Here is a 25,916-nt window from a genome sequence, read left to right on the forward strand (position 1 = left end):
GGCACGACTCAGCTCTTGTCCCGCGCGTCCGGATCCTTCAGTTCCGGCACCAGGATATTGACGTAGGCATCGGCGCGAATCTGGCGCAGGAAGTCCTCGTAGGCCTGCTCGGCCTTGCGGTTACCGATCGCCTGGCGCGCCTGGTTGCGCTCGCTCTCCTCCGTCACGTCGCTCTTGCGCGTGCCTTCCAGCTGCACGATGTGCCAGCCGGCTTCGCTCTGGAACGGCCGCGAGACCTCGCCATCCTTCAGTTGCGAAAGCTGCTGGGCGATCGTGCTACCCCACTGGTCACGCTGGAACCAGCCCATGTCGCCGCCGGCGTTGGCGGTGGTCGGGTCCTTGGAGTTCTCCTTCGCCAGCTTGGCGAAGTCCTCGTGCTTGTTGACGATGCGGTTGTACAGGTCCTGCGCCTTCTGCTGCGCCTGCTCGGGCGTCACCAGCTCGCTCGGGCGGATCAGGATCTGGCGGGCGTGGTACTCGGTGACCACCTGGCGGCTGGGCTCGCGCTGGTCGACCAGCTTGAGGATGTGGAAGCCGGTCGGGCCGCGCAGCGCCGCGCTGACCTGGCCGGGCTTCATGCCGGCGATGGTGTCGGCGAAGGCCGGCGGGATCTCGTCCATCTTGCGCCAGCCGAGGTCGCCGCCCTCCAGCGCGTCCTGGGCGTCGGAGTAGCGGATCGCCGCGGCGTTGAAGTCCATGCCGCCCTTGATTGCATCGAGCGCCTCCTGCGCCTTGGCCTGTGCCGCGCGGATGTCTTCCGCGGTGCCGCCGGCCGGGATCGAGATCTGGATGTGCGCCAGGTGCACTTCGCCGGCCTTGTAGGTCGGGCTGTTGAGGAGGTTGTTGATTTCGCTGTCGGTGATCGTGACCGAGTCGCGCACCACGCTCTCGCGCAGGCGCTGGACCATGATCTGGTCGGCCAGCTGGCTGCGGAAATCTGCAAAGCTCTGACCGCTCTGTTCGACCGCCTGCTGCAGCTGTTCGGGACTCATGCGGTTCTGCTGCGCGACGGTGGCCACTGCCTGGTCGACGTCCGAGCTGGAAACCCGGATACCCTGCTCACCGGCCTTGGCGACCTGCAGCTTCATCAGGATCAGGCGATCGAGCACCTGTCGCTTGAGTACGTCCTCCGGTGGCAGCCGGTCGGGGGTGCTGGCGTACTGCTGCCTCACCGAGCGCACGGCGTCATCCAGCTCGCTCTGCAGGATCACGTTGTCGTCGACCACCGCAATGATGCGGTCGAGCGGCTGCGTGCCCGACGTCGTGGCGTCGGCCTGCGGCAGCAGCTGGGCCTGGACGGGCAGGGCGGTGGCTGCGGCGAGCGCGAGGAGGAGCAGCGCGGTGGGATGCTTCATCGGTCGGAACCTTCAATCGCCTGCGCGGCGATGGTTGGAGGGGCGGTGCCTTTGGGTCCGGTCGTGCCGGTCGACAACCGTGGATCGCAACGGCGGCGGAAAGTTCGCGGCCCGGCCGTCACTGATAGCCCAGAATACCACGCCGCAGGACGTCCTCAGTCTGGCCGTTGAAGGCGCCAAGACCCTTGAAAACCAGCTCGAACATGAGCGCATTGTTGGTTCGGCCACGCTCGGTGATGGGTCCGCTGGCGATCACGTAATGGCGTCCGACCACCCGCACCGCCACGCAGCAACTGTCGTATTCCACGCCGGCGAGCGCTTCGACCGTGCGGCGGTCGCGCACCGAGTAGACCCAGCGCCCGAGCAGGCGCCAGCGCTCGGAGATCGGGTAGATGGCCGACGCGTCGTACTGCTCCAGGAAATTCCGCCGGTAGCGGTAGGAGAAGTTGACGAGCCCCTCCGTTCCGATGCGCCGCTGTAGGCCGAGCGTGCCCAGGTCGGTCTGCCGGGAGTTCGGGCTCCATTGGTAGGCGCTGGTGAGGCGCCAGCGATCGTTCAACTGGACACCCAGTTCGGCCACGTAGTCCGAACGTGTCCAGTCGCTCGGCGCGGCGGTGGTGGTGGCGCCGTCGGGCAGCTGTACCCGCTGCGGCGAGAAGTAATGGATCTGGCCGATACTGGCCGACAGCCGTTCCACGCCCTCGTCGTCCAGCAGGCGCGTGGTGAGCGCGGCGGTGAGGTTGTTGGCGTTCATCTGGCGGTCGGCGCCGGAGAACTGGTTGGGCGAGAACAGCTGCCAGTAGTCGAACGACATGCGCCGCGTATCGAACAGCGGCAGGTCGTCCTGGTCGCGGTAGGGCACGTACAGGTAGTACAGCCGCGGCTCTAGCGTCTGCGTGTAGGAGGTGCCGAACAGCGAGGTCGGGCGCTCGAAGATCAGGCCGGTGTCCAGGCTGGCGATCGGCAAGGCGCGGCTGGGCGTGCGGTCGTCGAAAGGCGAGGCCTGCGTACCGGTCAGCGGCCCCTGGAAGCCGTAGTTGGCGTAGTTGGCATCGAGCTGGTAGGCGGTGTAGCGGTAGGCCAGTTTCGGGCGCACGAACCAGGCGGCGCCACGGAAGTCCGCAGCCAGGTAGGGATAGACGTCGAGGCGGTTGCCTTCGATCACGTCGTCCTTGCGGAACGCCACCGCCTCGGTACGGGCGCCGAAGTTGAGCCAGTGGGTGAGCGGCACGTCGAGCCCGAGCGTGGCGCGTGGCCAGCGCTTGTACTGCACCACGGTGTCGGGCAGGTAGGGGTCGACGTTCTGATAGCTGTCAGCGCCGAAGGAGGCGTTCCACCAGTTGCCGTGTCCGAGCACATAGGCATTCGAGGCGAGCGTGCCGATCGAGGAGGTATACAGGTCGTTGCCGAAGTCGCGCAGGTAGCTGCGGTCGGACGTGCGGTTGATGCTGGTGTTGAACGACCACGGTCCCCACAGGTGCGTGATATCGCCGTACTTGAGCAGCCAGCGGTCGGTGCCGTTGGTCGGTTGGGTATCGGAGCGGTTGTCGCCGTGGTCGTTGGGCAGGTATTCGAAGTTGAGCTGGCCGCGCGTTCCGGGCAGCAGATACCGGAACTCGCCCGCCAGCAGGGTGCCGCGCTGGGTATAGATGCGCGGTTCGAGCGTGGCGTCGTAGTTGGGCGCGAGGTTCAGGTAATAGGGGATCGCGAACATCGCGCCCGACCGGTTCGAACTGCCGAAGGTCGGGTACAGGAAGCCACTCTTGCGTCGGTCGTCGACCGGGAAGGTGAAGTAGGGCAGGTAGAGAAACGGCACGTCCGCGAAGCGCATGGTCGCCCCGTGCGCCTTGCCGACGCCGGTCGCCTTGTCGATTTCCAGGCGTCTGGCGCGCACTTCCCACAGGTGATGACCGACGTCGCAGGTGGAATAGCTCACCAGGTTGTAGCTGCTGCGCTGGGCATCGAGCAGTTCGCCGCGGGCGGCGGTGCCGTTGCCGCGCGATTGCAGCAACTGGTATCGCACGTTCTCGGCCACCCCGCGGTTGGCCTGGGTGTTGCCGCGCAGGCGGTCGGCGCTGAGCAGCTGGCCGGCCTCCTGGTAGCGCACGTTGCCCCGCGCGTCGTAGTCGGTGGTGGTGTTGTTGTAGTCGATCCGGTCGCCCCGCAGCAGCTGGTCGGCACGCTCGATGCGCACGTCGCCCGAAAGGCGGTAGACGGCCTGGTCGGAGCTGTCCACGTGGGCGGCGTCGACGACCGTGTCGGAGGTTTCGCGCAGCGCGGCGTCGTGCGGCAGCGTCGGGTCGTAGAACTCCAGCAGCGCGTTGGGGCGGCACAAGGCAAAGCTTTCCGGGCGCGGCGGACAGTGGAACGCACCCAGCGGGCAGCTCGATACGCCGGCGGTGCTGGTGCCGGCGGGCGCGGCCGGCGCCGCAGCCTCGGGCACCGCGGTTCGCGCTTCGACCGGGCCACCGCACAGGGCAAGGGCGGCGGCGACCGCCAACAGGCGGCGTGGAGGCAAGGCGCGCGGGATCGTGTGGCTTGGCGTCACGGTGGGCTGTCGGCGTTCTTCAGGACGCGTAAAACTAGCAGAAAGGGTACCTGGCCGGCAGGAGACGCGGCGTGGCGGCCTCCGCCCACCGTGTTGCGCGGGCAGGCGCGCCCCATCCGCCGAGCCGCTCCGTTCAGGCCATCAACGCCTCAACGTGCGCGGCGGCGCTGGCGGCCAGGGCATCGAGGTGGTAGCCGCCTTCCAGGGTCGAAACCAGGCGGCCGGCCGCATGCAGGCGGGCGATGTCCACCAGCCGCGTGGTCAACCAGGCATAGTCGTCGGCATCCAGTTGCAGCTGCGCGAGTGGATCGGCGCGGTGGGCGTCGAAGCCCGCCGAGACCAGCAGAAGCTGTGGACGGAAGGCATCCAGCCGCGGCAACAGTCGGTCCTCCCAGACGCGCCGGAACGTCATCGAGTCTGTGTCCGGCGGCAGAGGCACGTTGAGCACGTTGCCCACGCCCGTTTCGTCCGCGCCGCCACTGCCGGGGTAGAGCGGCCACTGGTGGCTGGAGACGAACAGCACCCGCGGCTCGCGCGCGAAGACGTCCTGCGTGCCGTTGCCGTGGTGCACGTCGAAGTCGGCGATCGCCACGCGCTCCAGGCCATGTTCGGCCAGCGCGTGCGCCGCGCCGACGGCGATGTTGTTGAACAGGCAGAAGCCCATCGCCTGGCCGGCCGTGGCGTGGTGTCCGGGCGGGCGTACGGCGCAGAACGCGCGGCTGGCCCGTTCGTTGAGCACCGCATCGACGGCGGCCGCCACGGCACCGGCGGCGCGCAAGGCGGCCTCCGCCGAGGTGGGGGACATCAGGGTATCTTCGTCGAGGCGAACCAGCCCGTCGGACGGTGCGCTGCCAAGGATGCGCGCCACGTGCGCGGGAGTGTGCACGCGTTCGAGCGCCGCCGTGCTGGCGCGCGGCGCCTCGATGCGATCCAGCGCGGCAAAGCGGTCGCGGTCCAGCGCCGCCAGCACGGCATGCAGGCGGGCGGAAGACTCAGGATGGCCGGGGCCGGGGTCGTGCTGCAGGCAGGCCGGATGGGTGTAGAGCCGCAGCATCGCAGGAGGTCAGCCGCGCGGACGGCGCTCGTGCTGCCAGATCACCTCGCCGTGGCCGCCGGCACGCGCAAGCACGCGGCAGATCACGAACAGCAGGTCCGACAACCGGTTGAGGTAGCGCTGCGCCTGCGGGCGCACGGTTTCCTCGCGGGCCAGCGTGATGACCTCACGCTCGGCGCGGCGGCACACCGTACGCGCCAGGTGGCAGCAGGCCGCCGCCATGCCGCCGCCGGGCAGGATGAACTCCTTCAACGGCGGCAGCGGTTCGTTGAAGCTGTCCAGTACGGATTCCAGCCGCGTGATGTCCGCGTCCTGCACCATCGCCATGCCGGGGATGCACAGCTCGCCGCCCAGGTCGAACAGCTCATGCTGGACCTGGGTCAGCGTTTCGCGCACTTCGGGCGGTACGTCGGCGCAGGCGAGCACCATGCCGATGGTGCTGTTGAGTTCGTCCACCGTGCCATAGGCGGCCACCCGGGCCGAATCCTTCGGTACCCGCGAACCGTCGCCCAGGCCGGTGCTGCCGTCGTCGCCCGTGCGCGTATAGATCTTCGACAGGCGGTTGCCCATCAGTGTGCCGTGCCTTCGTGCGCCAGCGCGCGGGTCAGCTGGGTCACCAGCACGTGCACTGCCGCACCCAGGCCGACGTACAGCGCGGTCACCTGCAGGAACGGCAGGTACCAGTCGCCCATGTTCTCGAACCAGGCGGCCATGCTGCGCGGCGCCGGCACGCTGTCGCTCAGCCAGTAGAAGCTGCCGTTGGAGACCACGAAGCAGACCGCCTCGCTGACCAGCAGCGCGGCCACGGCGAGGCCCGCGGTGGAAAGCTTCAGGCCGGCCTGGCGGCGGGCCAACCAGCTGCCGCCCATCCACAGGGCGCCGTAGGCGGCGATCAGGAACCAGTAGGCCGGCGACACGCAGTAGTGGCTCCAGAAGTCGAGGCCCTGGCCGGTGATCACCAGGTAGTCGACCAGCACCGCCTCGGCCATCAGCAGCGGGAAGGCCCAACGCCCCGCGCCGCGCAGCCAGAAACCGGCCAGGAAGAAAACGCCCCAGGACGCGTCCGGGAACGCCTCGAAATGGTAGGCGCGCACCGCGCCGCGGGTGATGCCCATCACCAGGGCGAGTGCCAGGAAAATGCCGAGGCGCTGGGTCCGCGTCGTAGTCATGAAGGTGCTCCGTATGCAGGCGGCGTGAAAGGATGAAGGCAGACGCCTAGTCTAGCCCAAGCCCGTCCGGGTCATGCGACGCCCGCGTGTTCGGCCGTATCATCCGCGCATGACTTTTCCCATCCACTCACGCGGGCCTGTGCTGATCGTCGGCGGCGGCCTGGTCGGTGCCAGCCTGGCGATCGCGCTGGATGCCGCCGGCGTCGACGCGCTGTTGGTCGAGGCCGCCGCCCCGCGCGCGGATGCGCAACCGAGCTACGACGAACGCAACCTGGCGCTTGCCCGCGCAACCGTAAACGGACTCGAAGCGATCGGCGTGTGGGCGCACGCGCGCGAGGGCGCCACGGCGATCAGACATATCCACGTCAGCCGCGCCGGCGATTTCGGCAGCGTGCGGCTCCAGGCCCGCGACGCGGGCGTCGACGCGCTGGGCTGGACGCTGCCGGCGCGCGAACTGGGCGCGGCGCTGCTGCGTCGCCTGGAGGACTGCACGCGCCTGCAACGGCTCGCTCCGGCCACACTGGAGGGGATCGAGCCGCTGCCCGGAGGCTGGCGCGCACAGGTACGGACGGCCGAAGGCCTGCGCCAGATCGATGCGCCGCTGCTGGTCGGCGCCGACGGCACGACTTCTTTCGTGCGCGAGCGGTTGGGGATCACCGCCGAAACGCACGATTACCGGCAGACGCTGTTCGTCTGCACGGTCACTCCCGAGCGCGAGCACGGCCATCGCGCCTACGAGCGATTCAGCGACGACGGGCCGGTCGCCCTGTTGCCGTTGGCCGGTCGCCGCTGCGGCCTGGTGCTCACCGTGCCGGAGGCGCAGGCCGCGGCGGTGGCCGCGATGGATGACACGGCATATCTGGCGCTGGCCCAGCAACGCGTCGGTTGGCGGCTGGGTCGTCTGAGCCGTCCGGGCCGGCGCTTTCCCTACGCGATCCAGCGCGTGGCCGCCAGCCGCCTCACCGCGCCGCGCGCGGTGCTGGTCGGCAATGCCACGCAGACCATTCATCCGATCGGCGCGCAGGGGTTCAACCTGGGCCTGCGGGATGCACTGACGCTGGCCGAACTCGTCGCGGCCACCAACGATCCGGGCGACGAACGCCTGCTTGCCGCCTACGCTGCCCGTCGCGCGCCCGACCGCGAGGGCACCATGGCGATGAGCCATGGCCTGGTGCAGCTGGCCTGCCTGCCGCAGGCCTGGCTCGGTCCGCTGCGCTCGCTGGCGCTGCTTGCCTGCGATCGCGCATCGCCGCTGCGGAACGAGGTGCTCCGGCGCGGCATGGGCTTCCGCGGCGAGCCGCCGCGGGCCGTGCTGGAGCGCACGCCGTGAACGCGCGGCTTCCCGAATCGCGCCGCCGTGCGCCGCTGCTCGACGTGGCGGTGGTCGGCGGCGGCATGGTCGGTGCCGCCGCGGCGCTGGCACTGGCCCGTGCCGGTTTCGCCACCGCGCTGCTGGAAGCCCGTCCGCCGATGCCCTGGCGCACGGAGGACGAGATCGACCTGCGCGTGGTCGGGCTGGCGGCCTCGTCGGTTGCGCTGCTTGACGACCTCGGCGTCTGGACGTCCATCCGCGATCGCCGCGCCGCGTCCTATTCGCGGATGCACGTGTGGGATGCGCACACCGGCGCCGCGGTCGACTTCGATGCCACGGCCGACGGCCGCGCCTGGCTGGGCTGGATCGTGGAGAACAACCTGGTGCAGTGGACGCTGTGGCAGACGCTGGAGGGGGCCGGCGTGCAGCGGCTGTGCCCGGCGCAGGTCACCGGTTACGAAGCGGGCGCGGATCGCGTGACGCTGCAACTGGACGCCGGCGAGACAGGCAGCCTGCCGGCCCGCCTGCTGGTCGCCGCGGACGGCGCCGGCTCGCCGCTGCGCCAGTTGGCGGGGCTGGATACGCACGGCCGTGACTACGGCCAGCGCGGCGTGGTCGCGCATGTCGCCACCGAGCGCCCGCACCAGCACACCGCGTGGCAGCGCTTCCTGCCCGGTGGGCCGCTGGCGCTGCTGCCACTGGCCGACGGGCGCAGCTCGATCGTCTGGTCGCTGCCTGAGGCCGAGGCGCAACGCGTGCTGGCGCTGGACGACACCGCCTTCTGCGCCGAACTCGGCGTGGCGAGCGACTTCCGCCTCGGGCCGGTGCTCGGGACCACCCGTCGCGCCGCCTTCCCGCTCAAGCTGCAACTGGCCGACCGTTACCAGGCCGAGCGTCTGGTGCTGCTGGGCGATGCGGCACACGCGGTGCATCCCCTCGCCGGACAGGGTGTGAATCTGGGCCTGCGCGACGTGGCCGAGCTGCGCGACACCCTGGTGGCCGCGCGTGAAGCCGGCCGGGACATCGCCGCACCGCACGTGCTTCGCCGTTACGCACGTCGCCGGCGCAGCGCCGACACGCTTGACGCGTGGAGCTTCGATGCATTGGGCCGCATCTACGCCTGGCAGGCGCCACCGCTGGTCGCGGCGCGGGAGCTGGGCGTGCGCCTGGTCGACCGGCTGGCGCCGCTCAAGCGCCGCCTCGCCGCGCATGCGGCGGGCCGTTCCGTCTAGGCATCCTCCGCGGCGTTGCCTACTGCATTTCCGGCGCCTGCGGTGAATACAATGCGGCCCACTTCCGGAGGAAACGCCATGCGCCTGCTTCGCTGCTGTTGCGTATTGTTGTTCTCGTTCACCACCCTGGCCACCCAGGCGAAGATGGTGCATCGCCCGGTGGAATGGACCGACGGCGGCATCCGCTTCCACAGCGTGCTGGTATACGACGAGGCCGTCACCGCCAAGCGCCCCGGCCTGGTGATGGTGCCCAACTGGTACGGCATCAACGACCAGGCGATCAGGAAGGCCGAGATGATCGCCGGCAAGCAGTACGTGGTCCTGCTGACCGACATGTACGGCCGGGACGTGCGCCCGACCGACGACGACGCGGCCAAGGCCGCGGTCCAGCCGCTCTACGCCGATCGCGCGCTGATGCGCCATCGCATCAATACCGCCCTGGCGCAGCTGAAGGCGCAGGCCGGCACGGCGCCGCTGGACGTCGGCAAGCTTGCCGCGATCGGTTTCTGCTTCGGTGGTTCGGCGGTGCTGGACCTGGCCCGTAGCGGCGCCGACGTGGCCGCGGTGGTGTCGTTCCACGGCGCCCTGGAGGCCGGCAAGCCCGCGCTTCCGGATCATTTCAAGGCGCGCGTGCTGGTCATGAACGGCGCCGACGACAGGGGCACCATGCCCGACGCCGATGCGTTCATGGACGAGATGCGCGCCAGCGATGCCGACTGGCAGTTCGTGGTGCTCGGCAACGCGGTGCACTGCTTCACCGAGACCGGCGAGAACTCGACCGGCTGCAAGTACGACGCCCGCGCGGCCGCGCGCAGCTACCGCATGATGCAGGACTGGCTGGACGCGGCCTTCGCCCATCGGCCGTAGTCGCCAGGGCTGACGTCCCACGCCGGAAGGGCTCCAGCCCGCCGGCCCGTCCGCGAGGGCGGCGGGCCGGCGCCTCTCCTGCGACGTTCCGCCGAGCCTGCGGCAAGGCCGTGAGGCGATGTCCTCAGGCCCTGCGCTCGACCGCGTAGGCGGCCAGCGCGTCCAGCGCCTGGAGATAGGGCGAGGCGGGCAGGACGGCCAGCGCCGCACGGGCGGCCTCGGCATGGGCCACGGCACGCTCGTGCGTGCGCTCCAGCGCGCCGCTGCGACGGATCGTGGCGAGCACGCGGTCCAGTGCCGAAAGATCGCCATGTTCGATCGCCTGGCGCATCGCCACCGTCTCGTCGGCCGTGGCCTGCTGCAGGGCGTAGATCAACGGCAAGGTCGGCTTGCCCTCGGCCAGGTCGTCGCCGATGTTCTTGCCCAGCGTGTCCGCGTCACCGGTGTAGTCGAGCAGGTCGTCGGCGATCTGGAAGGCGTAGCCCAGCTCCATGCCGTAACGGCGCAAGGCCGCCACCTGTTCGGCCGGCAGCCCGCCGAGCAGGCCACCCAGCTCGGTAGCGGCAGCGAACAGCACCGCGGTCTTGCGCTCGATCACCGCCAGGTAGGCGGCCTCGTCCACGTCGGCGTTGCCGATGTTGAGCAACTGCAGCACCTCGCCCTCGGCGATGGTGTTGGTGGTGTCGGCCAGGATACGCATCACGCGCATGTCGTCCAGCTCGACCATCAGCTGGAACGAACGCGAGTAGAGGAAGTCGCCAACCAGGACGCTCGCGGCGTTGCCCCACAGCGCGTTGGCGGTCTTGCGGCCACGGCGCAGGTCGGACTCGTCGACCACGTCATCGTGCAGCAGGGTGGAGGTGTGGATGAACTCGATCACCGCGGCCAGCTTGATGTGCTGCGCGCCCGCGTAGCCGGCGGCGCCGGCGGCCAGCACGTGCAGCATCGGGCGCAGGCGCTTGCCGCCGCCGGCGATGATGTGGTCGGCGATCTGGTTGATCAGCACCACGTCGGAGGCCAGCCGCGCACGGATCAACGTGTCCACGCGCTGCATGTCGGTGGCGGCCAGGGTGCGCACGGCGGCAAAGTCGGCGGTTCGGCTGGCGTCGGCAGGCATCGGTTGCATGGCGTCCGGGTGGGCAAGACGGGCGATTATAGGGCCAGCGCCGACGCGTGCGGCGGCGCGACATGGCGCCGCAATCGGTGGTGAGGCGCGGTCCCTATAATGGACGGATGACTTCCCGCCCGTGCCCCTCCCGGTGAGCAAGCTCTCGCCCCTCGAGCGCCGCAGTGCGCTGACCCTGGCCTGCGTCATCAGCCTGCGCCTGTTCGGGCTGTTCCTGATCATGCCGGTGTTCTCGCTCTACGCGAAGCAGATGCCCGACGCGAGCGGCCTGCTGATCGGCCTGGCCCTGGGCGTGTACGGGCTGGGCCAGGTATTGCTGCAGATTCCGCTGGGCCTGCTGTCCGACCGGATCGGGCGCAAGCCGGCGATCACCATCGGGCTGCTTATCTTTGCCGTGGGCGGTCTGGTGGCGGCGATGTCGCATACCTTGATGGGCATCGTGGCCGGCCGCGCGCTGCAGGGCATGGGCGCGGTGGCCGGCGCCGGCACCGCGCTGGCCGCGGACCTGACCCGCGAGGATCAGCGCGGCAAGGTCATGGGCATCATCGGCGTGTCGATCGGCGTGGCCTTCCTGTTGGCCCTGGTCCTCGGGCCGCCGCTGGAGGCCGTGGCCGGCCTGGCCGGCCTGTTCGGCGCAACCTCGGTGCTGGCGATGGCTTCGCTGGTGCTGCTGTGGCTGATCGTGCCCACGCCCGAACGCGCGAAGGCACCCGCGGCGGCGAGCCTGGCCGGCGTGCTGGGGATGCTGCGCGACGGCCGCCTGCTGGTGCTCAATGGCTCGGTGTTCTTCCTGCATCTGCTGCTGACGGCGAGTTTCGTCGGCCTGCCGCTGCTGCTGGCCGAACGGCTGCACCTGCCGGTGGAGCGGCACTGGGAGCTGTACCTGCCGGTGATGGCGATCGCCGCCCTGGTGATGGGCGCGGCGCTGCACCGCATGAAGGAGATCGGCCAGAGCCTGCGCATCGTGCTCGTCTGCGTGGCGGCGATCGGGCTTTCGCTACTGGGCTTTGCCCAGGCGGGCGGGCACCTGGCGTTGCTGGGCGTATCGGCGGCGGCGTTCTTCTCGGCCTTCAACCTGCTGGAAGCGGCGTTGCCGAGCCTGGTCTCACGGCTCGCCCCGGCGCACCTGCGCGGCGCGGCGATGGGTGCGTATTCGACCAGCCAGTTCATCGGCGCCTTCGTCGGCGGCGCCATCGGTGGCATCGCACTGGGGCGGCTGGGGGTGAGCGGGGTGTTCTTCTGTGCGGCGGCCACCACACTGCTGTGGCTGCCGCTGGTGGCGTTCGGCGCCCGTCGCATTGCCGCGCGCAGCGCGGCCGGGCAGGCGGCCTGACGCCCGGGCGGCATCCCCCGGCCGGGGTCAGGGATTGTGCTGTCCGGGTGCTGCCCCCATTTGCGGCGACACCACTGCACGCGAGCCTGTCCGTGGCCCACCAGATCGTCGCGCTGATCGCCCAATACGGCCTGCTGCTGGTCTTCCTCAACGTGCTTGTCGCGCAGGCCGGGCTGCCGCTGCCGGCCGTGCCCACGCTGGTGGTGGCCGGCACGCTGGCCGCCGTCGGCAAGCTGCCGTTGTGGGGCGTGCTGATGGCGGCCCTGGCCGCATGCCTGATCAGCGATTTCGCCTGGTATGCCGCCGGGCGGCGCTACGGCGCCGGCGTGATGCGCACGTTGTGCCGCGTCTCGCTGTCACCCGATTCCTGCGTCAGGCAATCGGAACTGCGCTTCCAGCGCTGGCGCGCTCCGGTGTTGCTGGTGGCCAAGTTCGTGCCGGGGCTGTCGACGGTGGCGCCGCCGCTGGTCGGTGCCATGGGGCTCAAGCCACGATTGTTCCTGCTGTTCGATGCATTCGGCTCGCTGCTCTGGGCGGGTACGGCGGCTGCGCTGGGCTTCGTCTTCGCCGACGAACTGGAACGCGTCCTGGGCATGTTCGAGGGCACCGGCACGCTGGCGGCCGGGCTGCTGGTCGTACTGCTGGCTGCCTACATCCTCTTGAAATGGTCGCAGCGGCGCCGGCTGCTGGTGGCGCTGGGCATGGCCCGGATCGAGGTGGACGAGCTGGCGCAGGCGTTGCGTTCGGAGCGGCCGCCACTGGTACTCGACGTGCGCGCCGCCGGTTCGCGCGGACTCGACGACCGCTCGATTCCCGGCGCGATCGTCTTCGATCCATCCGCCCTGGACACGGTGCTGGCCGGGGTGCCGCATGAGCGCGAACTGGTGCTGTACTGCAACTGCCCCAACGAAGTCTCCGCCGCCCGCGCCGCCCAGTGGCTCAAGATGCAGGGCTACCGCCAGGTGCGCCCGCTGCGCGGCGGGCTGGAAGCGTGGGTAGCGGGCGGGTACGCGATCGAGCGGGCGCAGGTGGAGGTGCCGGCGACTTCGGCAACGTCGCCAGCGACGTGATCGGCCCCCTTTCCGGTCGACGCTGCCCGGGGGCGTCGCGGTTGCCGGCCTGTCGGGCGGGGTACCTGCCCACGCACGGATGAGGGTGCTTCCGCCAGAACGGGGCGGCGAGCACGTACGCCGCCCCGGCGCGCGGGAAAGGGATGCTCGGTATGATAGGGGTCGCCCCGTCGGCCCGCCGGCGGGAATCTCTTGACGAGGCGGGCGCGCGCGCCGGCCGCCAGCACAGCGAGGACATCCCATGGCACGCGGCATCAACAAGGTCATCATCGTCGGCAATCTGGGCGCCGATCCGGAGGTGCGCTACACCGGCGGCGGCACCGCCGTGTGCAGCCTCAGCGTGGCCACCTCCGAGCAGTGGACCGACAAGCAGTCCGGCGAGCGCCAGGAGCGCACCGAGTGGCACCGCGTGAAGCTGTTCGGCAAGCTGGCGGAGATCGCCGGCGAGTACCTGAAGAAGGGCCGGCAGGTCTACATCGAGGGCTCGTTGCGCACCGACAAGTACACCGACAAGAGCGGCGTGGAGAAGTACTCCACCGACATCATCGCCAACGACATGCAGATGCTCGGCGGTATGGGCGGTGAAGGTGGCGGCGGTGGCGGTGGCGGTGGCGGGTTTCGCGAGCGCCCGCAGGGCGGCGGCCAGCGCCAGGGCGGCGGCTACGGCGGCGGCCAGTCCCGTGGCGGCAACGACCACGGCAACGCCCCGCGCCAGAATGCCCCTGCGCCGGCCGAGAGCAGCGGCGGCTTCGACGATGACGACATTCCGTTCTGAAAAACGTCGTCGCGCGTCTGCAAGAGGCCCGCTGCGAGGCGGGCCTTTTCGTTCAGCCGGCCAGTTGTGACAGCAACGCCTCGACCTCTTCGTGCGTGTGGGCACGGAGCAGGCGCGGTGCCTCGCGTCGCAGCGCGGCGTGGTCGAGGGTCGCCAGGCGGTCGCGCACGTGCAGGATCTGGCTGGGGTGCATGCTGTATTCGCACAGGCCCAGCGCGAGCAGCAGGGCGGTGAAGCTGACGTCGCCGCCGATTTCGCCGCACAGGCTCACCGGCTTGTTGGCACGCCGACCGGCGGCGATGACGTAGGCGATCAGGCGCAGCAGTGCCGGCTGCAGCGGGTTGTAGATGTTTTCCAGGCCGTCGTTGCCGCGGTCGGCGGCGAGCACGTATTGCGCCAGGTCGTTGGTGCCGATGGCGAGAAAGTCGGCGTGTTCCAGCAACGCGCGCACGTTGAGCGCGGCGGCGGGCACTTCGATCATGGCGCCGAGCGGCAGTTTCTCCGGCAGGTCGATGTTCTCGCGTTTGAGGTCCTGGCGCGCGAGCTTGAACAGCGTGCGCACGGCGATCAATTCGTCCGGCTGGGTGACCATCGGCACCAGCACGCGCACCGGGCCGTAGCAGGCGGCGCGCAGGATCGCGCGGATCTGCGTGGTGAACACGGCCGGGTAGCGCAGCGACAGGCGCACGCCACGCACCCCCAGCGCCGGGTTGTCCTCGCCGCGCAGCGCCAGGCCCGCGGCGTCGGCCTTGTCGGCACCGAGGTCCAGCGTGCGGATGGTCACCGGCAGGCCGCCCATGCCCAGCACCAGGTCGCGGTAGGCGTTGAACTGTTCGTCCTCGGAGGGCAGGCCCTTGTGCTTCAGGAACAGGAACTCCGTGCGATACAGGCCCACGCCGTCGGCGCCGCGGGCGCGGGCCATGGCGATGTCGGCGGCGGTTTCGGCGTTGGCGAACAGCTTCACCGGCATGCCGTCGCGGGTGCGCGTGGGCGCATTGGCGAGCTTGGCCAGGCGCCGCCCCTCGGCCGCGAGCTCGCGCTGCCAGGCGCGGTAGCGGGCCAGGTCCTGGGCGGTCGGGTGGACGATGGTCTCGCCGCGTTCCGCGTCGAGCAGGATCAGGTCCTCGTCGTGGATGGTCGCGAGCGCGTCGCGCGTGCCCACCAGCATCGGCAGGTCCAGGCTGCGCGCCAGGATCGCGCTGTGCGAGTAGGCGCTGCCGGAACTTGCCACCACGCCGAGCAGCCCGTTGCCGACCAGGTGCGCCATGTCCGCCGGCGCGATCGTGTCGGCGACCAGGATCTCGCCCACGCGCGCGGCGAGCTTGCGCTCCTCGCGGCTGGTCTGGCGCTGCAGCGCGGAGATCACCCGGTTGATGACCTGGTCGACGTCCTCGCGGCGGCTGCGCAGGTAGGGATCGTCCATGGCCTCGAACACCTGGGCCAGGCGGTCGCGCTGCTTCTTCAGCGCCACGCCGGCGCGGTAGTGGCCGATGCGGACCAGGTCGTCCAGGCCGCGCAGCAGTTCCCTGTCGTCCAGCAGCAGGCTGTGCGCGTCGATGAACTCGTTGACCTCGCGCGCCAGCGCACCATGCAGGCGGCCGCGCAGCTCGTGCAATTCCTGGCGCGCGGTGTCGAGTGCGCGGTGCAGGTTTTCCAGTTCACCCTCGACTTCGTCCTCGGCCAGCGGGCGGGTGTCGACCAGGTAGCGGCTTGGCTGCACCAGGCGCGCACGGCCCAGGGCCATGCCCTTGGAGGCGGCGGTGCCGGGCAGCAGTTGTCTCATCGGGCGGCGTCCTTGGAGCCGGGATCGGGATTCGAAAAAGCGCGGGGACGCCAGCTCGCGCAGGGCGCTCTTGCGAATCCCGAATCCCCAATCCCCAATCCCGGCATCTCACGCCCCCTCGTCGAACTTGCGCTCGAACAGTGCCACGACGCTGGCGAGCGCTTGCGCTTCGTCGGGACCCTCGGCGCGCACGGTGAGCGGGGTGCCCAGGCCGGCCGAGAGCATCATCACGCCCATGATGCTTTGCGCGTTGACCTCGCGCCCTTTGCTGACCAGCCACACGGTGGACTTGAAGCCCTGCACCAGTTGCACCAGCTTGGCCGAGGCGCGTGCGTGCAGGCCCAGCTTGTTGGAAACGACGAGATCCTGTTCAAGCATGGTCGATGAAGATTCCCCCGCGGCCACCATGGGCGGCCACCTGTGCCAGTTCGTCCAGCGGTTTCTCGGCGTAGTTGAGCACGCGCAGCAGCATCGGCAAGTTGAGCCCGGACACACAACGCAAACGTACTCCCAGCGCCGTGAGCGAAAGGCCGATGTTGCAAGGCGTGGCGCCGTACAGGTCCGCGAGCACCAGTACGCCATCGCCCTGGTCCAGTTCGCGGGCATGGTGGGCGGTGAGCGTGCGCATGACGTCAGGGTCGGCGTGCGCCGGCACCTCGACCGCGTCGACCTTGAGCGGAAGCTTGGGCATGACGTGGTGCGCGGCGGAGATCAGCGCCTTGCCGACCGCCTCGTGCGTCATCAGGAGGACACCGACGCTCATGGGCGCGCTCCGCACGCGGCATCGCCGGCCTGCCGCAGGAGCGCCCTTGCGCGCGGCCGGGTCGCCATGGCGTGCCGGAATGCCTGCGCGGGCGCGGCATGACGGTCGCGCCCAGCGGCGCTCCTGCGGGTGCGTGGTGCGGGCGTATTCATTCGAGTTCGCGATGGAAGGTCAGGACACCTTCGCGCCTGGCCCGATAGTGTGCGGCCAGGCGCTCGACCAGGTACACCGAGCGGTGCCGCCCGCCCGTGCAGCCGACCGAGATGGTGACGTAGCTGCGGTCATCCTGCTCGAAGCGCGGCAGCCAGGCATCCAGCCAGCGCACGGTGTCGGTGAAGTATTCGCCCACCATCGGCTCGGTCTCCAAGAACTCGCGGACCGGCGCGTCCTTGCCCGAGAGCGGACGCAGCTTCGGTTGCCAGTGGGGATTGGGCAGGCAACGCGCATCGAATACGAAATCCGAGTCCAGCGGCAGGCCACGACGGAAGGCGAAGGACTGGAACATCAGCGTGAGGCCCTCGGTCGCCGCCGCGTAGCCGGTAGCGATCAGCCGGCGCAGCTGATGCACGTTGAGGTCGCTCGAATCGATCACCTTCTCGGCGATGCCGATCAGCGGGCGCAGCAGGCGGCGTTCCTCGGCGATCGCATCGGCCAGCGAAACGCCGCGCAGCGCCAGCGGGTGCCGCCGGCGGGTTTCCGAGTAGCGCTTGATCAGCACTTCATCGCGGCAATCGAGGAACACCAGATGCACGTGCACGCCAGCCGCCGCCAGCTCGGAGAGCACCAGCGGCATGTGTTCGAAGTCCTCGCCGCGGTTGCGCACGTCCACGCCGACAGCGATGCGCCGCCGCCGGCCGCCGCCGTCCTGTCTCACCGACTGCACCAGTTGCGGCAGCAGACCGCTGGGCAGGTTGTCCACGCAGTAGAACTCCAGGTCCTCCAGCGCGCGCAGCGCGACCGTCTTGCCGCCGCCGGACATGCCGGTCAGCACCACCAGGTGCACGGCGTTGGCATCGTTGAGGCCGGCGGAGGGCGCGTGATCGTTGCTAGTCATGGGCTCACCACGGCGGAAGCCGGCGCATCTGGTGCGCCTGGCGGTCGATGAAGGTCTGCGCGGGATCGATACCCTTGCTCTTTAGCATATGGTGGCGCACCGCCGCTTCCACCAGTACCGCCAGGTTGCGGCCGGGCGCCACCGGAATGGTGATCATCGGCACGGAGACCTCGAGAATCTCGCGGTGGCTGGTATCGCCGGTCAGGCGCGTCAGGGCGTCGATGTCCTCGCCCTCGCGCAGGGGTTTGAGGTGCACCACCAGGCGCAGGTATTTCGAATGCTTGACCGCGGTGTGGCCGAACATCTCGCGCACGTTGAGCACGCCCAGGCCGCGCACCTCGAGCAGGTCCTGCAGAAGCTCGGGGCAGGTGCCGTCGATCACGTCCGGCGCGATCAGGGTGAATTCGGTGGCGTCGTCGGCGACCAGGCGGTGCCCGCGGCTGATCAGTTCCAGCGCCAGTTCGCTCTTGCCCGAACCGGACTCGCCGGTGATCAGCACGCCGATGGAAAACACCTCCAGGAACACGCCATGCAGGGTGATCCTGGGGGCCAGCAGGCGCGCCAGGTGGTACTGCATCCAGGTCAGCAGCTCGTGGCCGCGCTTGGCGCTGATCCACAGCGGCGTGTGGGTTTCCTCGGCGACCTCGCGCAGGTCGGAGGGGACGGTCTGGTCCTTGGTCACGATCAGCGCCACCGGCTGGTGGGCGGCGATCTTGTGCATCGCCTCCCAGCGCTGGCGGGAATCCAGGCTGTCGAGCCAGTTGAGCTCCTCGGTACCGATGATCTGCACCTTGTTGGGGTAGATCACGTTCAGGTAGCCGACCAGCGACGGCCGGCGCGTGGCGGTGGCGCCCGGTTCGAGCACGCGCCCCTCGCCTCGCATGCCCGACACCCAGCGCAGGCCCATGCGCTCGTGGACGCCGTCGAAGAGTTGTCGTGCGGTCAGACGTTCCAAAGGGTTTCCCTGCCGGGTGGGCGGTGGGCGCCATTGTGCCAGCTTGGGGTGCCCGCTTGCCTCGCGGTACCCCGAGGGCGATACCGCCGCCTGCATGCGGGGGTGGGCGGCGAGTCGACAGGGCCGCGTTCGAACGTTGCGAAAAAAAACGACCCGCCGTCCGGCGGGTCGTTCCGGGCAGGACGGGACCAATCAGCCGAACTGGCGTGCGTCCCGCGCCTCCTGCGGGTGCTTGTCGGTCACCTTGTCGCGGTGGCGGCGAAGTTGCGCGGCGAGCTTGTCGAACACCAGATCGATGGAAGCGTACATGTCGGCGCCGCACGCCGCCGCATGAAGCGCGGCACCCGTGGTGGTGAGGGTGGCATCGGCGCAGTGCTGCAGCTTGTCGATCGACAGCACCATGGTCAGGCCCTGGCACCTTTCGTCGAGGCGGGTCAGGCGATCGAGCCGGGACTCGGCATGCGCACGCAGGGCGGGCGTGACTTCGATCTGCTGGCCGGTGAGTTGGAACTGCATGGGGCGCCTCCTCTGTTACGGGCCGCCGTGGGGCGGCGGGTTCGCATGCCGGCGAAAGGTGCCGGCGTGCCGGTCTCTTTCATTCGTATGGGATCGTTCTGGCCGGTTCCAAGGGGTGGGTTTCAGGGCCGGGTCAGCCGGCACGCTGGCGCTCGCTGGAGCTGGGGATGCGAAGGGCCTCGCGGTACTTGGCCACGGTACGCCGGGCGACCTGGATGCCCTTGCGGTTGAGTTCCTCGGCGAGGGCCTGGTCGGACAGCGGCTTGCGTGAGTCCTCCGCATCGATCAGCTTCCTGATCATTGCCTGGATGGCGGTGGCCGAGGCGCCGCCGCCGTCCTCGGTGGAGACACCGCTGGAGAAAAAGTACTTGAGTTCGAAGGTGCCGCGCGGGGTGTGGATGTACTTGCGCGTGGTCACGCGCGAAATGGTCGATTCGTGCATGCCGACTTCCTCGGCGACTTCACGCAGGACCAACGGATGCATCGCTTCCGGGCCGTAGTCCAGGAAGGCACTCTGCCGGCGCACGATCGCATCGGCCACCTTGAGCAGCGTCTCGGCGCGTGATTCGAGGCTCTTGATCAGCCAGCGCGCTTCCTGCAGCTGGCCGCGCATCCAGCTAGCGTCCTCGCCGCGCGCCTGCGCGATCAGGCTGCAGTAGTGCTGGTTGAGGCCCAGGCGCGGCTGGCAATCGGGATTGAGGCTCACCTTCCAGCGGCTGCCTTCCTTGTAGGCGTAGACGTCCGGCGCCACGTACTCGACCGGCGTGGCGTCCAGCGCGGCGCCGGGGCGCGGGTCCAGGCTGCGGATCAGCAGCGCTGCGGCGGCGACGTCTTCCTCGCTCGCGCGCAGCTTGCGTGCGAGCCTGGCGACGTCGTTGCGCGCGAGCAGCTCGAGTTCGCCGTCGACGATCTGCAGCGCAAGCCCGCGGTGTGGCGTCTGGGCATCGAACTGTTCCAGCTGCACGCGCAGGCAGTCACGCAGGTCCAGGCTGGCGATGCCGGTGGGATCGAAGCGCTGCAGCTGGCGACGCACCGCCTCGACTTCGTCCACGCCGGCATCGAGGTCCACCGGCAGCGCGGCGAGTACGCCTTCGATGCCTTCGGCGAGGTATCCGTCGGCGTTGAGCGCGTCGATGATGACCGTGGCGATCAGCCGCTGGCGCGTGTCGAAAGGCGACAGGTTCAACTGCCACAGCAGGTGTTCCTGCAGGGTCTCGGGCGCGGCGTTCTGCGGCTCGAAGTCCTCGTCGCCGCGGCTGCCCGAAGGAGCGCTGCTGCCGAGCGAGAAATCGATGGGCGCCTCGGCGGGCGCGTCGGCTTCGCCCCAGTCGGCGCCGTCGTCGGCATTGTGGTCGACCGTCGGCGCCTCGGCCGGGGCAGTCCCGAAGTCTTCTTCCTCGGTTTCGCCCGGCTCCGCCGATTCTTCCTCGAACTCCAGCAGCGGATTGCCTTCGGCGATCTGGCGCAGTTCCGCCTCCAGCTCCAGCTGCGACAGCTGCAACAGCCGGATCGCCTGCTGCAACTGCGGCGTCAGGGTGAGCTGTTGGTTGAGTCGGAACTGGAGTCCGGGTTTCATGCCAGCTGCTGGGGAGGGACTTGCGATCATCCTACCCCGGCGGGTGTGATGCGACCATAGCGAGGACGGGCCCTGGCGGGCCCTGCGTCACATCACCGCCTCAGAGCTTGAACTCCCGCCCCAGGTAGACCTCGCGCACCTTTTCGTCGGCGAGGATGTGCGCGGGCGTGCCGCGCGAAAGCACCTCGCCGTCGTTCAGGATGTAGGCGCGGTCGCAGATGCCCAGCGTCTCGCGCACGTTGTGGTCGGTGATCAGCACGCCGATGCCGCGTTCCTTCAGGTGCCGCACGATGCGCTGGATCTCGCCGACCGAAATCGGGTCGACGCCGGCGAACGGTTCGTCCAGCAGCATGTAACGCGGCTGCGCGGCCAGTGCGCGGGCGATTTCCACGCGGCGGCGCTCGCCACCGGAGAGGCTGATGCCTTTCTGGCCGGCGATGTGGGCGATCTTCAGCTCGTCCATCAGACCTTCGAGCTGTTCGTTGCGCTGGCGGGCGGTGAGACCCTCGCGCAGTTCCAGCACGGCCATGATGTTGTCGGCCACTGAGAGCCGGCGGAACACCGAGGCCTCCTGCGGCAGATAGCCGATGCCCAGTCGCGCGCGGGCGTGCATGGGCAGGCCGGTGATGTCCTGGCGATCCAGCCGGATGCTGCCGCCGTCGGCCTCGACCAGGCCGACGACCATGTAGAAGCAGGTGGTCTTGCCGGCGCCGTTGGGGCCGAGCAGGCCGACCACCTCGCCCTGGCGGATCGAGAAACCGAAATCGCGCACGACCTGGCGCGAGCGGTAGCGTTTCTGCAGGCCTTCGGCAGCGAGCATCGGTCAGGGCTGCCCGCTGCTGGTGGCGGGCGCCGGTGCGCTGGCGGCCGGTGCCGGGGTCGCGGCGGGCGTTGTGGCCGGTGACTGGGGCCTGGGTTTGGGCTTGAAGATCATGTGCACGCGACCGTCGCCGCCGCTGTCGCCGGTCATCTCGCTGGTCTGCGTGTTGTAGGTGAGGCGGTCACCATGTGCCTCGCCGCGCCCCTGCTGGGTGATCGAGGCCTGGCCCTGCAGCACGGCGAAGTCCCTCGCCACCTGGTAGTCGATGGTGGCCGCCTCGCCCTGCATCAGGTTGCCATTGTCGTCCAGCTGCTGGATGTGCGCGGGGCTGCCAGTGAGCACCACGCTGTCGATCTCGGCGTTGGCGTCGAAGTGCACCTTGGCCAGGCCGCCGGTGGCCTTCAGCGAGCCCTGGGTGATCACCACGTTGCCCTTGAGCGTGGTGGTGCTGTTGGGCTTGCGGAAGCCGTCGAAGTGCGAGGCCTGCACGTCCATCGGCTGGTCGCGGTCGGTGCGCTTGGCCGCCGCCGGCGCGATCGCCAGCAGGCCCAGCAGGAGCACCCCCCAGCTAGCGCGCGTGCCGGCGGGGCGGGAACGTGGCGTGGACGTCATCGAGCAGCTCCAGGTGTTTGTCGTTGAGGTCGGCACGCATGCCGACGCCGCTGATTCTAGTGTCGCCCTGCACCAGTTGCGCCGGCGCGGCGGTCTGGATGCGGTTCTGCCTGGGCCAGGCGGTGACGTCGGAAGTGTCGATCGTCGTGCGCGGCGTGTCGTCGAACGCGGCCCGCTCCAGGTGCACCGGGCCCTGCAGCTTGAGCAGGCTGCCGTCGTGGCCGACCCAGCCGTACAGCGAATGGCCGAGCCAGTCGGGCACGGCCGGCTGGTTGGAGGGCAGGCGGAACTCGGGCGTGTTGATGTACAGCGACTCGTCGCCCTCGCGCCGCTCCAGCTGCGGCGCCTGGATCAGGAAGCTGGGCAGGCCGTCGATGCCGTACTGGGTCAGCTTGAAGTCGGTCAGCGTGTAACCCGAACGCGGCGGACCCACGAATTCGTTGACCTTCGGCGGCGGTCCGATCCACCACAACAGCAACTGCGCCACGCCGGCCAGCAATGCGATCACGACGATGGCGGCCGCGAGGCGGCGGTCGCGCAGCCACTCCCTCACCGCCAGCGCTCCTTCTCGTTGCCGGCCTTGCCCTGGGCATGCAGGATCAGGTCGCAGACCTCCCGCGCACCGCCCTGGCCGCCGGCGCGGCTGGTGGTCCAGTGCGCCTGTTCGACCACCCACGGGTGGGCGTTGGCCACCGCCACGGCGAGCCCGGCCACACGCATCGCCGGCAGGTCAGGCAGGTCGTCGCCCACGAACGCGACCTGCTCGGGCGCCAGCTTCAGTGCGTCGAGCAATTCGAGCAGGCACACGCGTTTGTCGCCCTGGCCCTGGTAGACGTGGGTGATGCCCAGTTCCTCGGCGCGCAGCGCCACCGGGTGGCTGATCCGTGCGCTGATGATGGCCACCTGCACGCCGTGCACCTGCAGGCGTTTCAGGCCCAGGCCGTCCTGCACGAAGAACACCTTGGTCTCGCGGCCGTCCTCGCCGTAGTAAAGCCGTCCGTCGGTCAGCGTGCCGTCCACGTCGAACACCGCCAGGCGGATGCCGGCGGCGCGGGCGAGCAGGTCGGCGGGGAGGTTGGCGAGGTAGGAAGAAGTGGGCACGGTTGGGAACTGTCGTGGAAGAACGTCAAATGCGACCTTGCCTGATTTGTCCGATTTGTCGAGACAAATCAGACAACCCTGGCGCGCAGCAGGTCGTGAATGTTCAGCGCGCCGACCACGCGCTGCTGCTCGTCCACCACCAGCAATGCGTGGATCTGGTGCTTCTCCATCAGCTGCGCCGCTTCGATGGCGAGCTTGTCGGAGGTGATCGTCTTCGGGCCGCGGGTCATCAGCGCCTCGACGCTCGCACCGCGCAGGTTCACGTCCTCGTCGTCCAGCGCGCGGCGCAGGTCGCCGTCGGTGAACACGCCCAGCAGGCGGCGCTCGGCATCGACCACTGCGGTCATGCCCAGGTGCTTGCGGGTCATCTCCATCAGCGCCTCGGTGAGGCTGGCATCCGGGGCGACCACCGGCACGCCCTCGCCGGTGTGCATGATGTCGCTGATGTGCAGCAGCAGGCGGCGGCCGAGGCTGCCAGCCGGGTGCGAGCGGGCGAAATCCTCGGCGGTGAAGCCGCGCGCCTCCAGCAGTGCGATCGCCAGCGCGTCGCCCATCACCAGCGCCGCGGTGGTGCTGGCGGTGGGGGCCAGGCCGAGCGGGCAGGCTTCGCTGGAGATGCTGGCGTCCAGGTGCACGTCCGCCTGGTGCGCGAGCGAGGACTTCGGGTTGCCGGTGATCGCGATCAGCGGAATGCCCTGGCGCTTGATCACCGGCAGGATGAACAGCAGTTCGTCGGTCTCGCCGGAGTTGGACAGCGCCAGCACCACGTCGTCGGGCTGGATCATCCCCAGGTCGCCGTGGCTGGCCTCGCCCGGATGAACGAAGAACGAGGGCGTGCCGGTGGAGGCCAGGGTGGCGGCGATCTTGCGGCCGACGTGTCCGGACTTGCCCATGCCCGAGACCACCAGGCGCCCGCGGCAGGCCAGGATCAGCCGGCAGGCCTGGACGAAGCCCGCATCCACCCGCGGTTCGAGCGCGCGGATCGCGGCCGCCTCGGTGGCGATCACCGTGCGCCCGCTGCGGGCGATGGCGTCCGGGTCCAGATTGGCGACGGGCGGGGCAATGCGTGCGTTCATGGGGTCTCTGCGGCGGCGGCGGGCGGCCTTTGGCATTTCTGTGCCACGGGAATTCCATTACCATGGCATATCCGCATTTTAACGTCATATGGTCGCGCACTGGATTCACAAGCGCTGAATCCGCGCGCGCCGACGATGGACCCTCCGATGGACCCAACTCGTATCCAGGCACTGATCGAAACCGGCCTGCCCGGCGCGAACGCGCTGGTCAGCGGGGACGACGGCGTGCATTTCGAAGCCACCGTGGTGGCCAGCCAGTTCGCCGGCAAGCTGCCGATCGCGCGTCACCGCATGGTCTACGCCACGCTGGGCGAACTGATGGGCGGGGCGATCCATGCGCTGGCGCTCAAGACGTTGACTCCCGAAGAAGCCGGGAATCGGTAATCGGGGACCGGGAATCGCTGAAGCGAGCCCGCCCCGGTCCCGTACCGCGCCCTTTGAATCCCGAATCCTGAATCGCGAATCCCCGAACAATGGCCAAGATCCTGATCAGCGGTGGCGAGCCGCTCCATGGCGAAGTCGCCATTTCCGGCGCCAAGAACGCCGTGCTGCCGATCCTCGCCGCCTGCCTGCTGGCCGATGGTCCGGTAACGATCTCCAACGTGCCGCACCTGCATGACGTGACCACCTTCATCGAGCTGCTCGGCCGCATGGGGGTCAACCTGGTGCTGGACGACCGCATGAAGATGCACGTCGATCCGCGCACCATCGAAAGCCACGTGGCGCCGTACGACCTGGTGCGCACGATGCGCGCCTCGATCCTGGTGCTCGGCCCGCTGGTGGCGCGTTTCGGTGAGGCGGAAGTCTCGCTGCCCGGCGGTTGCGCGATCGGCTCGCGCCCGGTCGACCAGCACATCCGCGGGCTGCAGGCGCTGGGCGCCGAGGTGACGGTGGAGAACGGCTACATCCGCGCCCGCGCCAGGCGCCTCAAGGGCGCGCGCATCGCGATGGACATGGTGACCGTCACCGGCACCGAGAACATCCTGATGGCCGCCACCCTGGCCCAGGGCACCACGATCATCGAGAACGCGGCACAGGAACCCGAGGTCGTCGACCTGGCCAACTGCCTGGTCGCGATGGGCGCACGCATCGAGGGCATCGGCACGGCGACGCTGGTGATCCATGGCGTCGAGCGGCTGGAAGGCGCCGAATACGAAGTGCTGCCGGACCGCATCGAGACCGGCACCTTCCTGGTCGGCGCCGCGATGACCGGCGGCAAGGTGCGCGCCCGTGGTGCGCGCGCCGGCACGATGGACGCGGTGCTGGCCAAGCTGGAGGAAGCCGGCGCCCACCTGTCCACCGGGCCGGACTGGATCGAGCTGGACATGGGCGGCCGCCGCCCGAAGGCGGTCAACATCGTGACCGCGCCGTACCCGGCGTTTCCCACCGATATGCAGGCGCAGTTCACCGCGCTCAACTGCGTGGCCGAGGGCGTGGGCGTGATCACCGAAACGGTGTTCGAGAACCGCTTCATGCACGCGCAGGAACTCAAGCGCCTGGGTGCGGACATCCGCCTGGAAGGCAACACCGCGATCATCCAGGGCGTGGACCACATGAGCGGCGCACCGATCATGGCCACCGACCTGCGCGCCTCCGCCTGCCTGGTGCTGGCCGGGCTGGTGGCGCTGGGGGACACGACGGTCGATCGCGTGTACCACATCGATCGCGGCTACGAGAACATCGAGGAGAAGCTCGGCGTGCTCGGCGCGAGGATCCGGCGCCTGCCGAGCTGAGGTTCCGACCGCAAATGGTGCCGGTCTCCCGGGCGACGACGAGCCCGCGGAGCTCCGGCCGTGTCCCGCAGGGCGGGCTTCCGCCC

The 25,916-nt window shown here is 69.5% G+C and carries 26 protein-coding genes; 8 read left to right on the forward strand and 18 right to left on the reverse strand.

The window, feature by feature from the left end:
- Positions 1 to 8: 8 nt before the first annotated feature.
- The 5 genes from LQ771_RS01655 to LQ771_RS01675 form a co-directional block, all read right to left on the reverse strand.
- Complete coding sequence (locus LQ771_RS01655; RefSeq protein WP_231350679.1) at positions 9 to 1,355, reverse strand: peptidylprolyl isomerase; 1,347 nt, start codon at positions 1,353 to 1,355, stop codon at positions 9 to 11.
- Positions 1,356 to 1,473: 118 nt separating this feature from the next.
- The gene (locus LQ771_RS01660; RefSeq protein ID WP_231350680.1) at positions 1,474 to 3,873 is read right to left on the reverse strand and encodes an LPS-assembly protein LptD; all 2,400 of its coding nucleotides are present in this window, start codon (positions 3,871 to 3,873) and stop codon (positions 1,474 to 1,476) included.
- Positions 3,874 to 4,036: 163 nt separating this feature from the next.
- The gene (locus LQ771_RS01665; RefSeq protein ID WP_231351823.1) at positions 4,037 to 4,954 is read right to left on the reverse strand and encodes a histone deacetylase family protein; all 918 of its coding nucleotides are present in this window, start codon (positions 4,952 to 4,954) and stop codon (positions 4,037 to 4,039) included.
- Positions 4,955 to 4,966: 12 nt separating this feature from the next.
- Positions 4,967 to 5,527 (reverse strand): cob(I)yrinic acid a,c-diamide adenosyltransferase, encoded by a 561-nt coding sequence (locus tag LQ771_RS01670; protein ID WP_231350681.1) that lies wholly within the window; start codon positions 5,525 to 5,527, stop codon positions 4,967 to 4,969.
- Positions 5,527 to 6,126, reverse strand: a complete 600-nt coding sequence (locus tag LQ771_RS01675; protein WP_231350682.1) for a hypothetical protein — start codon at positions 6,124 to 6,126, stop codon at positions 5,527 to 5,529. The genes LQ771_RS01670 and LQ771_RS01675 overlap by 1 nt, the downstream gene beginning before the upstream one ends.
- Before the next feature lie 109 nt (positions 6,127 to 6,235).
- Here LQ771_RS01675 and ubiH point away from each other — a divergent pair, with 109 nt between their 5' ends.
- From ubiH to LQ771_RS01690, 3 genes are all read left to right on the forward strand, one after another.
- Complete coding sequence (ubiH, locus tag LQ771_RS01680; RefSeq protein ID WP_231350683.1) at positions 6,236 to 7,456, forward strand: 2-octaprenyl-6-methoxyphenyl hydroxylase; 1,221 nt, start codon at positions 6,236 to 6,238, stop codon at positions 7,454 to 7,456.
- Complete coding sequence (locus LQ771_RS01685; RefSeq protein ID WP_255674234.1) at positions 7,453 to 8,670, forward strand: UbiH/UbiF/VisC/COQ6 family ubiquinone biosynthesis hydroxylase; 1,218 nt, start codon at positions 7,453 to 7,455, stop codon at positions 8,668 to 8,670. Before ubiH ends, LQ771_RS01685 begins: the two co-directional genes overlap by 4 nt.
- 78 nt (positions 8,671 to 8,748) lie before the next feature.
- Entirely contained in the window at positions 8,749 to 9,537 is a 789-nt protein-coding gene (locus LQ771_RS01690; RefSeq protein ID WP_231350684.1) for a dienelactone hydrolase family protein, read from the forward strand.
- A 124-nt stretch (positions 9,538 to 9,661) separates the two neighbouring features.
- On the opposite strand, the gene LQ771_RS01695 is transcribed toward LQ771_RS01690, so the two are convergent.
- Positions 9,662 to 10,663 (reverse strand): polyprenyl synthetase family protein, encoded by a 1,002-nt coding sequence (locus LQ771_RS01695; RefSeq protein WP_231350685.1) that lies wholly within the window; start codon positions 10,661 to 10,663, stop codon positions 9,662 to 9,664.
- A 133-nt stretch (positions 10,664 to 10,796) separates the two neighbouring features.
- Here LQ771_RS01695 and LQ771_RS01700 point away from each other — a divergent pair, with 133 nt between their 5' ends.
- The 3 genes from LQ771_RS01700 (at position 10,797) to ssb (ending at position 13,841) form a co-directional block, all read left to right on the forward strand.
- Positions 10,797 to 11,996: an MFS transporter gene (locus tag LQ771_RS01700; protein WP_231351825.1), complete on the forward strand. Its 1,200-nt coding sequence runs from the start codon at positions 10,797 to 10,799 to the stop codon at positions 11,994 to 11,996.
- Positions 11,997 to 12,088: 92 nt separating this feature from the next.
- Entirely contained in the window at positions 12,089 to 13,066 is a 978-nt protein-coding gene (locus LQ771_RS01705) for a DedA family protein/thiosulfate sulfurtransferase GlpE (RefSeq protein WP_231350686.1), read from the forward strand.
- 241 nt (positions 13,067 to 13,307) lie between these two features.
- Positions 13,308 to 13,841, forward strand: a complete 534-nt coding sequence (ssb, locus tag LQ771_RS01710) for a single-stranded DNA-binding protein (RefSeq protein ID WP_231350687.1) — start codon at positions 13,308 to 13,310, stop codon at positions 13,839 to 13,841.
- A gap of 52 nt (positions 13,842 to 13,893) precedes the next feature.
- Here ssb and ptsP read toward each other — a convergent pair whose 3' ends face one another.
- The 12 genes from ptsP to LQ771_RS01770 all read right to left on the reverse strand — a co-directional run bounded on the left by ptsP (position 13,894) and on the right by LQ771_RS01770 (position 24,097).
- Positions 13,894 to 15,624, reverse strand: a complete 1,731-nt coding sequence (ptsP, locus tag LQ771_RS01715; protein WP_231350688.1) for a phosphoenolpyruvate--protein phosphotransferase — start codon at positions 15,622 to 15,624, stop codon at positions 13,894 to 13,896.
- Positions 15,625 to 15,732: 108 nt separating this feature from the next.
- Positions 15,733 to 16,002, reverse strand: a complete 270-nt coding sequence (locus LQ771_RS01720; protein WP_231350689.1) for an HPr family phosphocarrier protein — start codon at positions 16,000 to 16,002, stop codon at positions 15,733 to 15,735.
- The gene (locus tag LQ771_RS01725) at positions 15,995 to 16,387 is read right to left on the reverse strand and encodes a PTS sugar transporter subunit IIA (protein WP_231350690.1); all 393 of its coding nucleotides are present in this window, start codon (positions 16,385 to 16,387) and stop codon (positions 15,995 to 15,997) included. Before LQ771_RS01725 ends, LQ771_RS01720 begins: the two co-directional genes overlap by 8 nt.
- Positions 16,388 to 16,535: 148 nt before the next feature.
- Positions 16,536 to 17,441, reverse strand: coding sequence for an RNase adapter RapZ (rapZ, locus tag LQ771_RS01730; RefSeq protein ID WP_231350691.1), 906 nt, complete (start codon positions 17,439 to 17,441; stop codon positions 16,536 to 16,538).
- Positions 17,442 to 17,445: 4 nt separating this feature from the next.
- Positions 17,446 to 18,396 carry an HPr(Ser) kinase/phosphatase gene (gene hprK / locus LQ771_RS01735; RefSeq protein WP_255674235.1) on the reverse strand — a complete coding sequence of 317 codons (951 nt, stop codon included), beginning with the start codon at positions 18,394 to 18,396 and terminating at the stop codon, positions 17,446 to 17,448.
- 192 nt (positions 18,397 to 18,588) lie between these two features.
- Positions 18,589 to 18,912, reverse strand: coding sequence for a ribosome hibernation-promoting factor, HPF/YfiA family (hpf, locus tag LQ771_RS01740; protein ID WP_231350692.1), 324 nt, complete (start codon positions 18,910 to 18,912; stop codon positions 18,589 to 18,591).
- A 133-nt stretch (positions 18,913 to 19,045) separates the two neighbouring features.
- On the reverse strand, positions 19,046 to 20,488 hold the full coding sequence (locus LQ771_RS01745; RefSeq protein WP_231350693.1) for an RNA polymerase factor sigma-54: 1,443 nt from the start codon (positions 20,486 to 20,488) through the stop codon (positions 19,046 to 19,048).
- A 100-nt stretch (positions 20,489 to 20,588) separates the two neighbouring features.
- A complete protein-coding gene (lptB, locus tag LQ771_RS01750) occupies positions 20,589 to 21,308 on the reverse strand; it encodes an LPS export ABC transporter ATP-binding protein (RefSeq protein WP_209616399.1) in 720 nt (239 codons plus the stop codon).
- Positions 21,309 to 21,311: 3 nt separating this feature from the next.
- On the reverse strand, positions 21,312 to 21,920 hold the full coding sequence (gene lptA / locus LQ771_RS01755) for a lipopolysaccharide transport periplasmic protein LptA (protein WP_231350694.1): 609 nt from the start codon (positions 21,918 to 21,920) through the stop codon (positions 21,312 to 21,314).
- Positions 21,877 to 22,479 carry an LPS export ABC transporter periplasmic protein LptC gene (lptC, locus tag LQ771_RS01760; RefSeq protein WP_231351827.1) on the reverse strand — a complete coding sequence of 201 codons (603 nt, stop codon included), beginning with the start codon at positions 22,477 to 22,479 and terminating at the stop codon, positions 21,877 to 21,879. Before lptC ends, lptA begins: the two co-directional genes overlap by 44 nt.
- Positions 22,470 to 23,021, reverse strand: coding sequence for a KdsC family phosphatase (locus tag LQ771_RS01765; protein ID WP_231350695.1), 552 nt, complete (start codon positions 23,019 to 23,021; stop codon positions 22,470 to 22,472). The genes lptC and LQ771_RS01765 overlap by 10 nt, the downstream gene beginning before the upstream one ends.
- A 68-nt stretch (positions 23,022 to 23,089) precedes the next feature.
- Entirely contained in the window at positions 23,090 to 24,097 is a 1,008-nt protein-coding gene (locus LQ771_RS01770; protein WP_231350696.1) for a KpsF/GutQ family sugar-phosphate isomerase, read from the reverse strand.
- A gap of 147 nt (positions 24,098 to 24,244) precedes the next feature.
- On the opposite strand from LQ771_RS01770, the gene LQ771_RS01775 reads away from it, so the two are divergent.
- Together LQ771_RS01775 and murA are read left to right on the forward strand one after the other, a co-directional pair.
- Positions 24,245 to 24,481 carry a BolA family protein gene (locus LQ771_RS01775; protein WP_231350697.1) on the forward strand — a complete coding sequence of 79 codons (237 nt, stop codon included), beginning with the start codon at positions 24,245 to 24,247 and terminating at the stop codon, positions 24,479 to 24,481.
- A gap of 89 nt (positions 24,482 to 24,570) precedes the next feature.
- Positions 24,571 to 25,830: a UDP-N-acetylglucosamine 1-carboxyvinyltransferase gene (murA, locus tag LQ771_RS01780; RefSeq protein ID WP_231350698.1), complete on the forward strand. Its 1,260-nt coding sequence runs from the start codon at positions 24,571 to 24,573 to the stop codon at positions 25,828 to 25,830.
- Positions 25,831 to 25,916 lie beyond the last annotated feature (86 nt).

This window comes from Frateuria soli (assembly GCF_021117385.1).
Taxonomy (GTDB): Bacteria; Pseudomonadota; Gammaproteobacteria; order Xanthomonadales; family Rhodanobacteraceae; genus Frateuria_A; species Frateuria_A soli.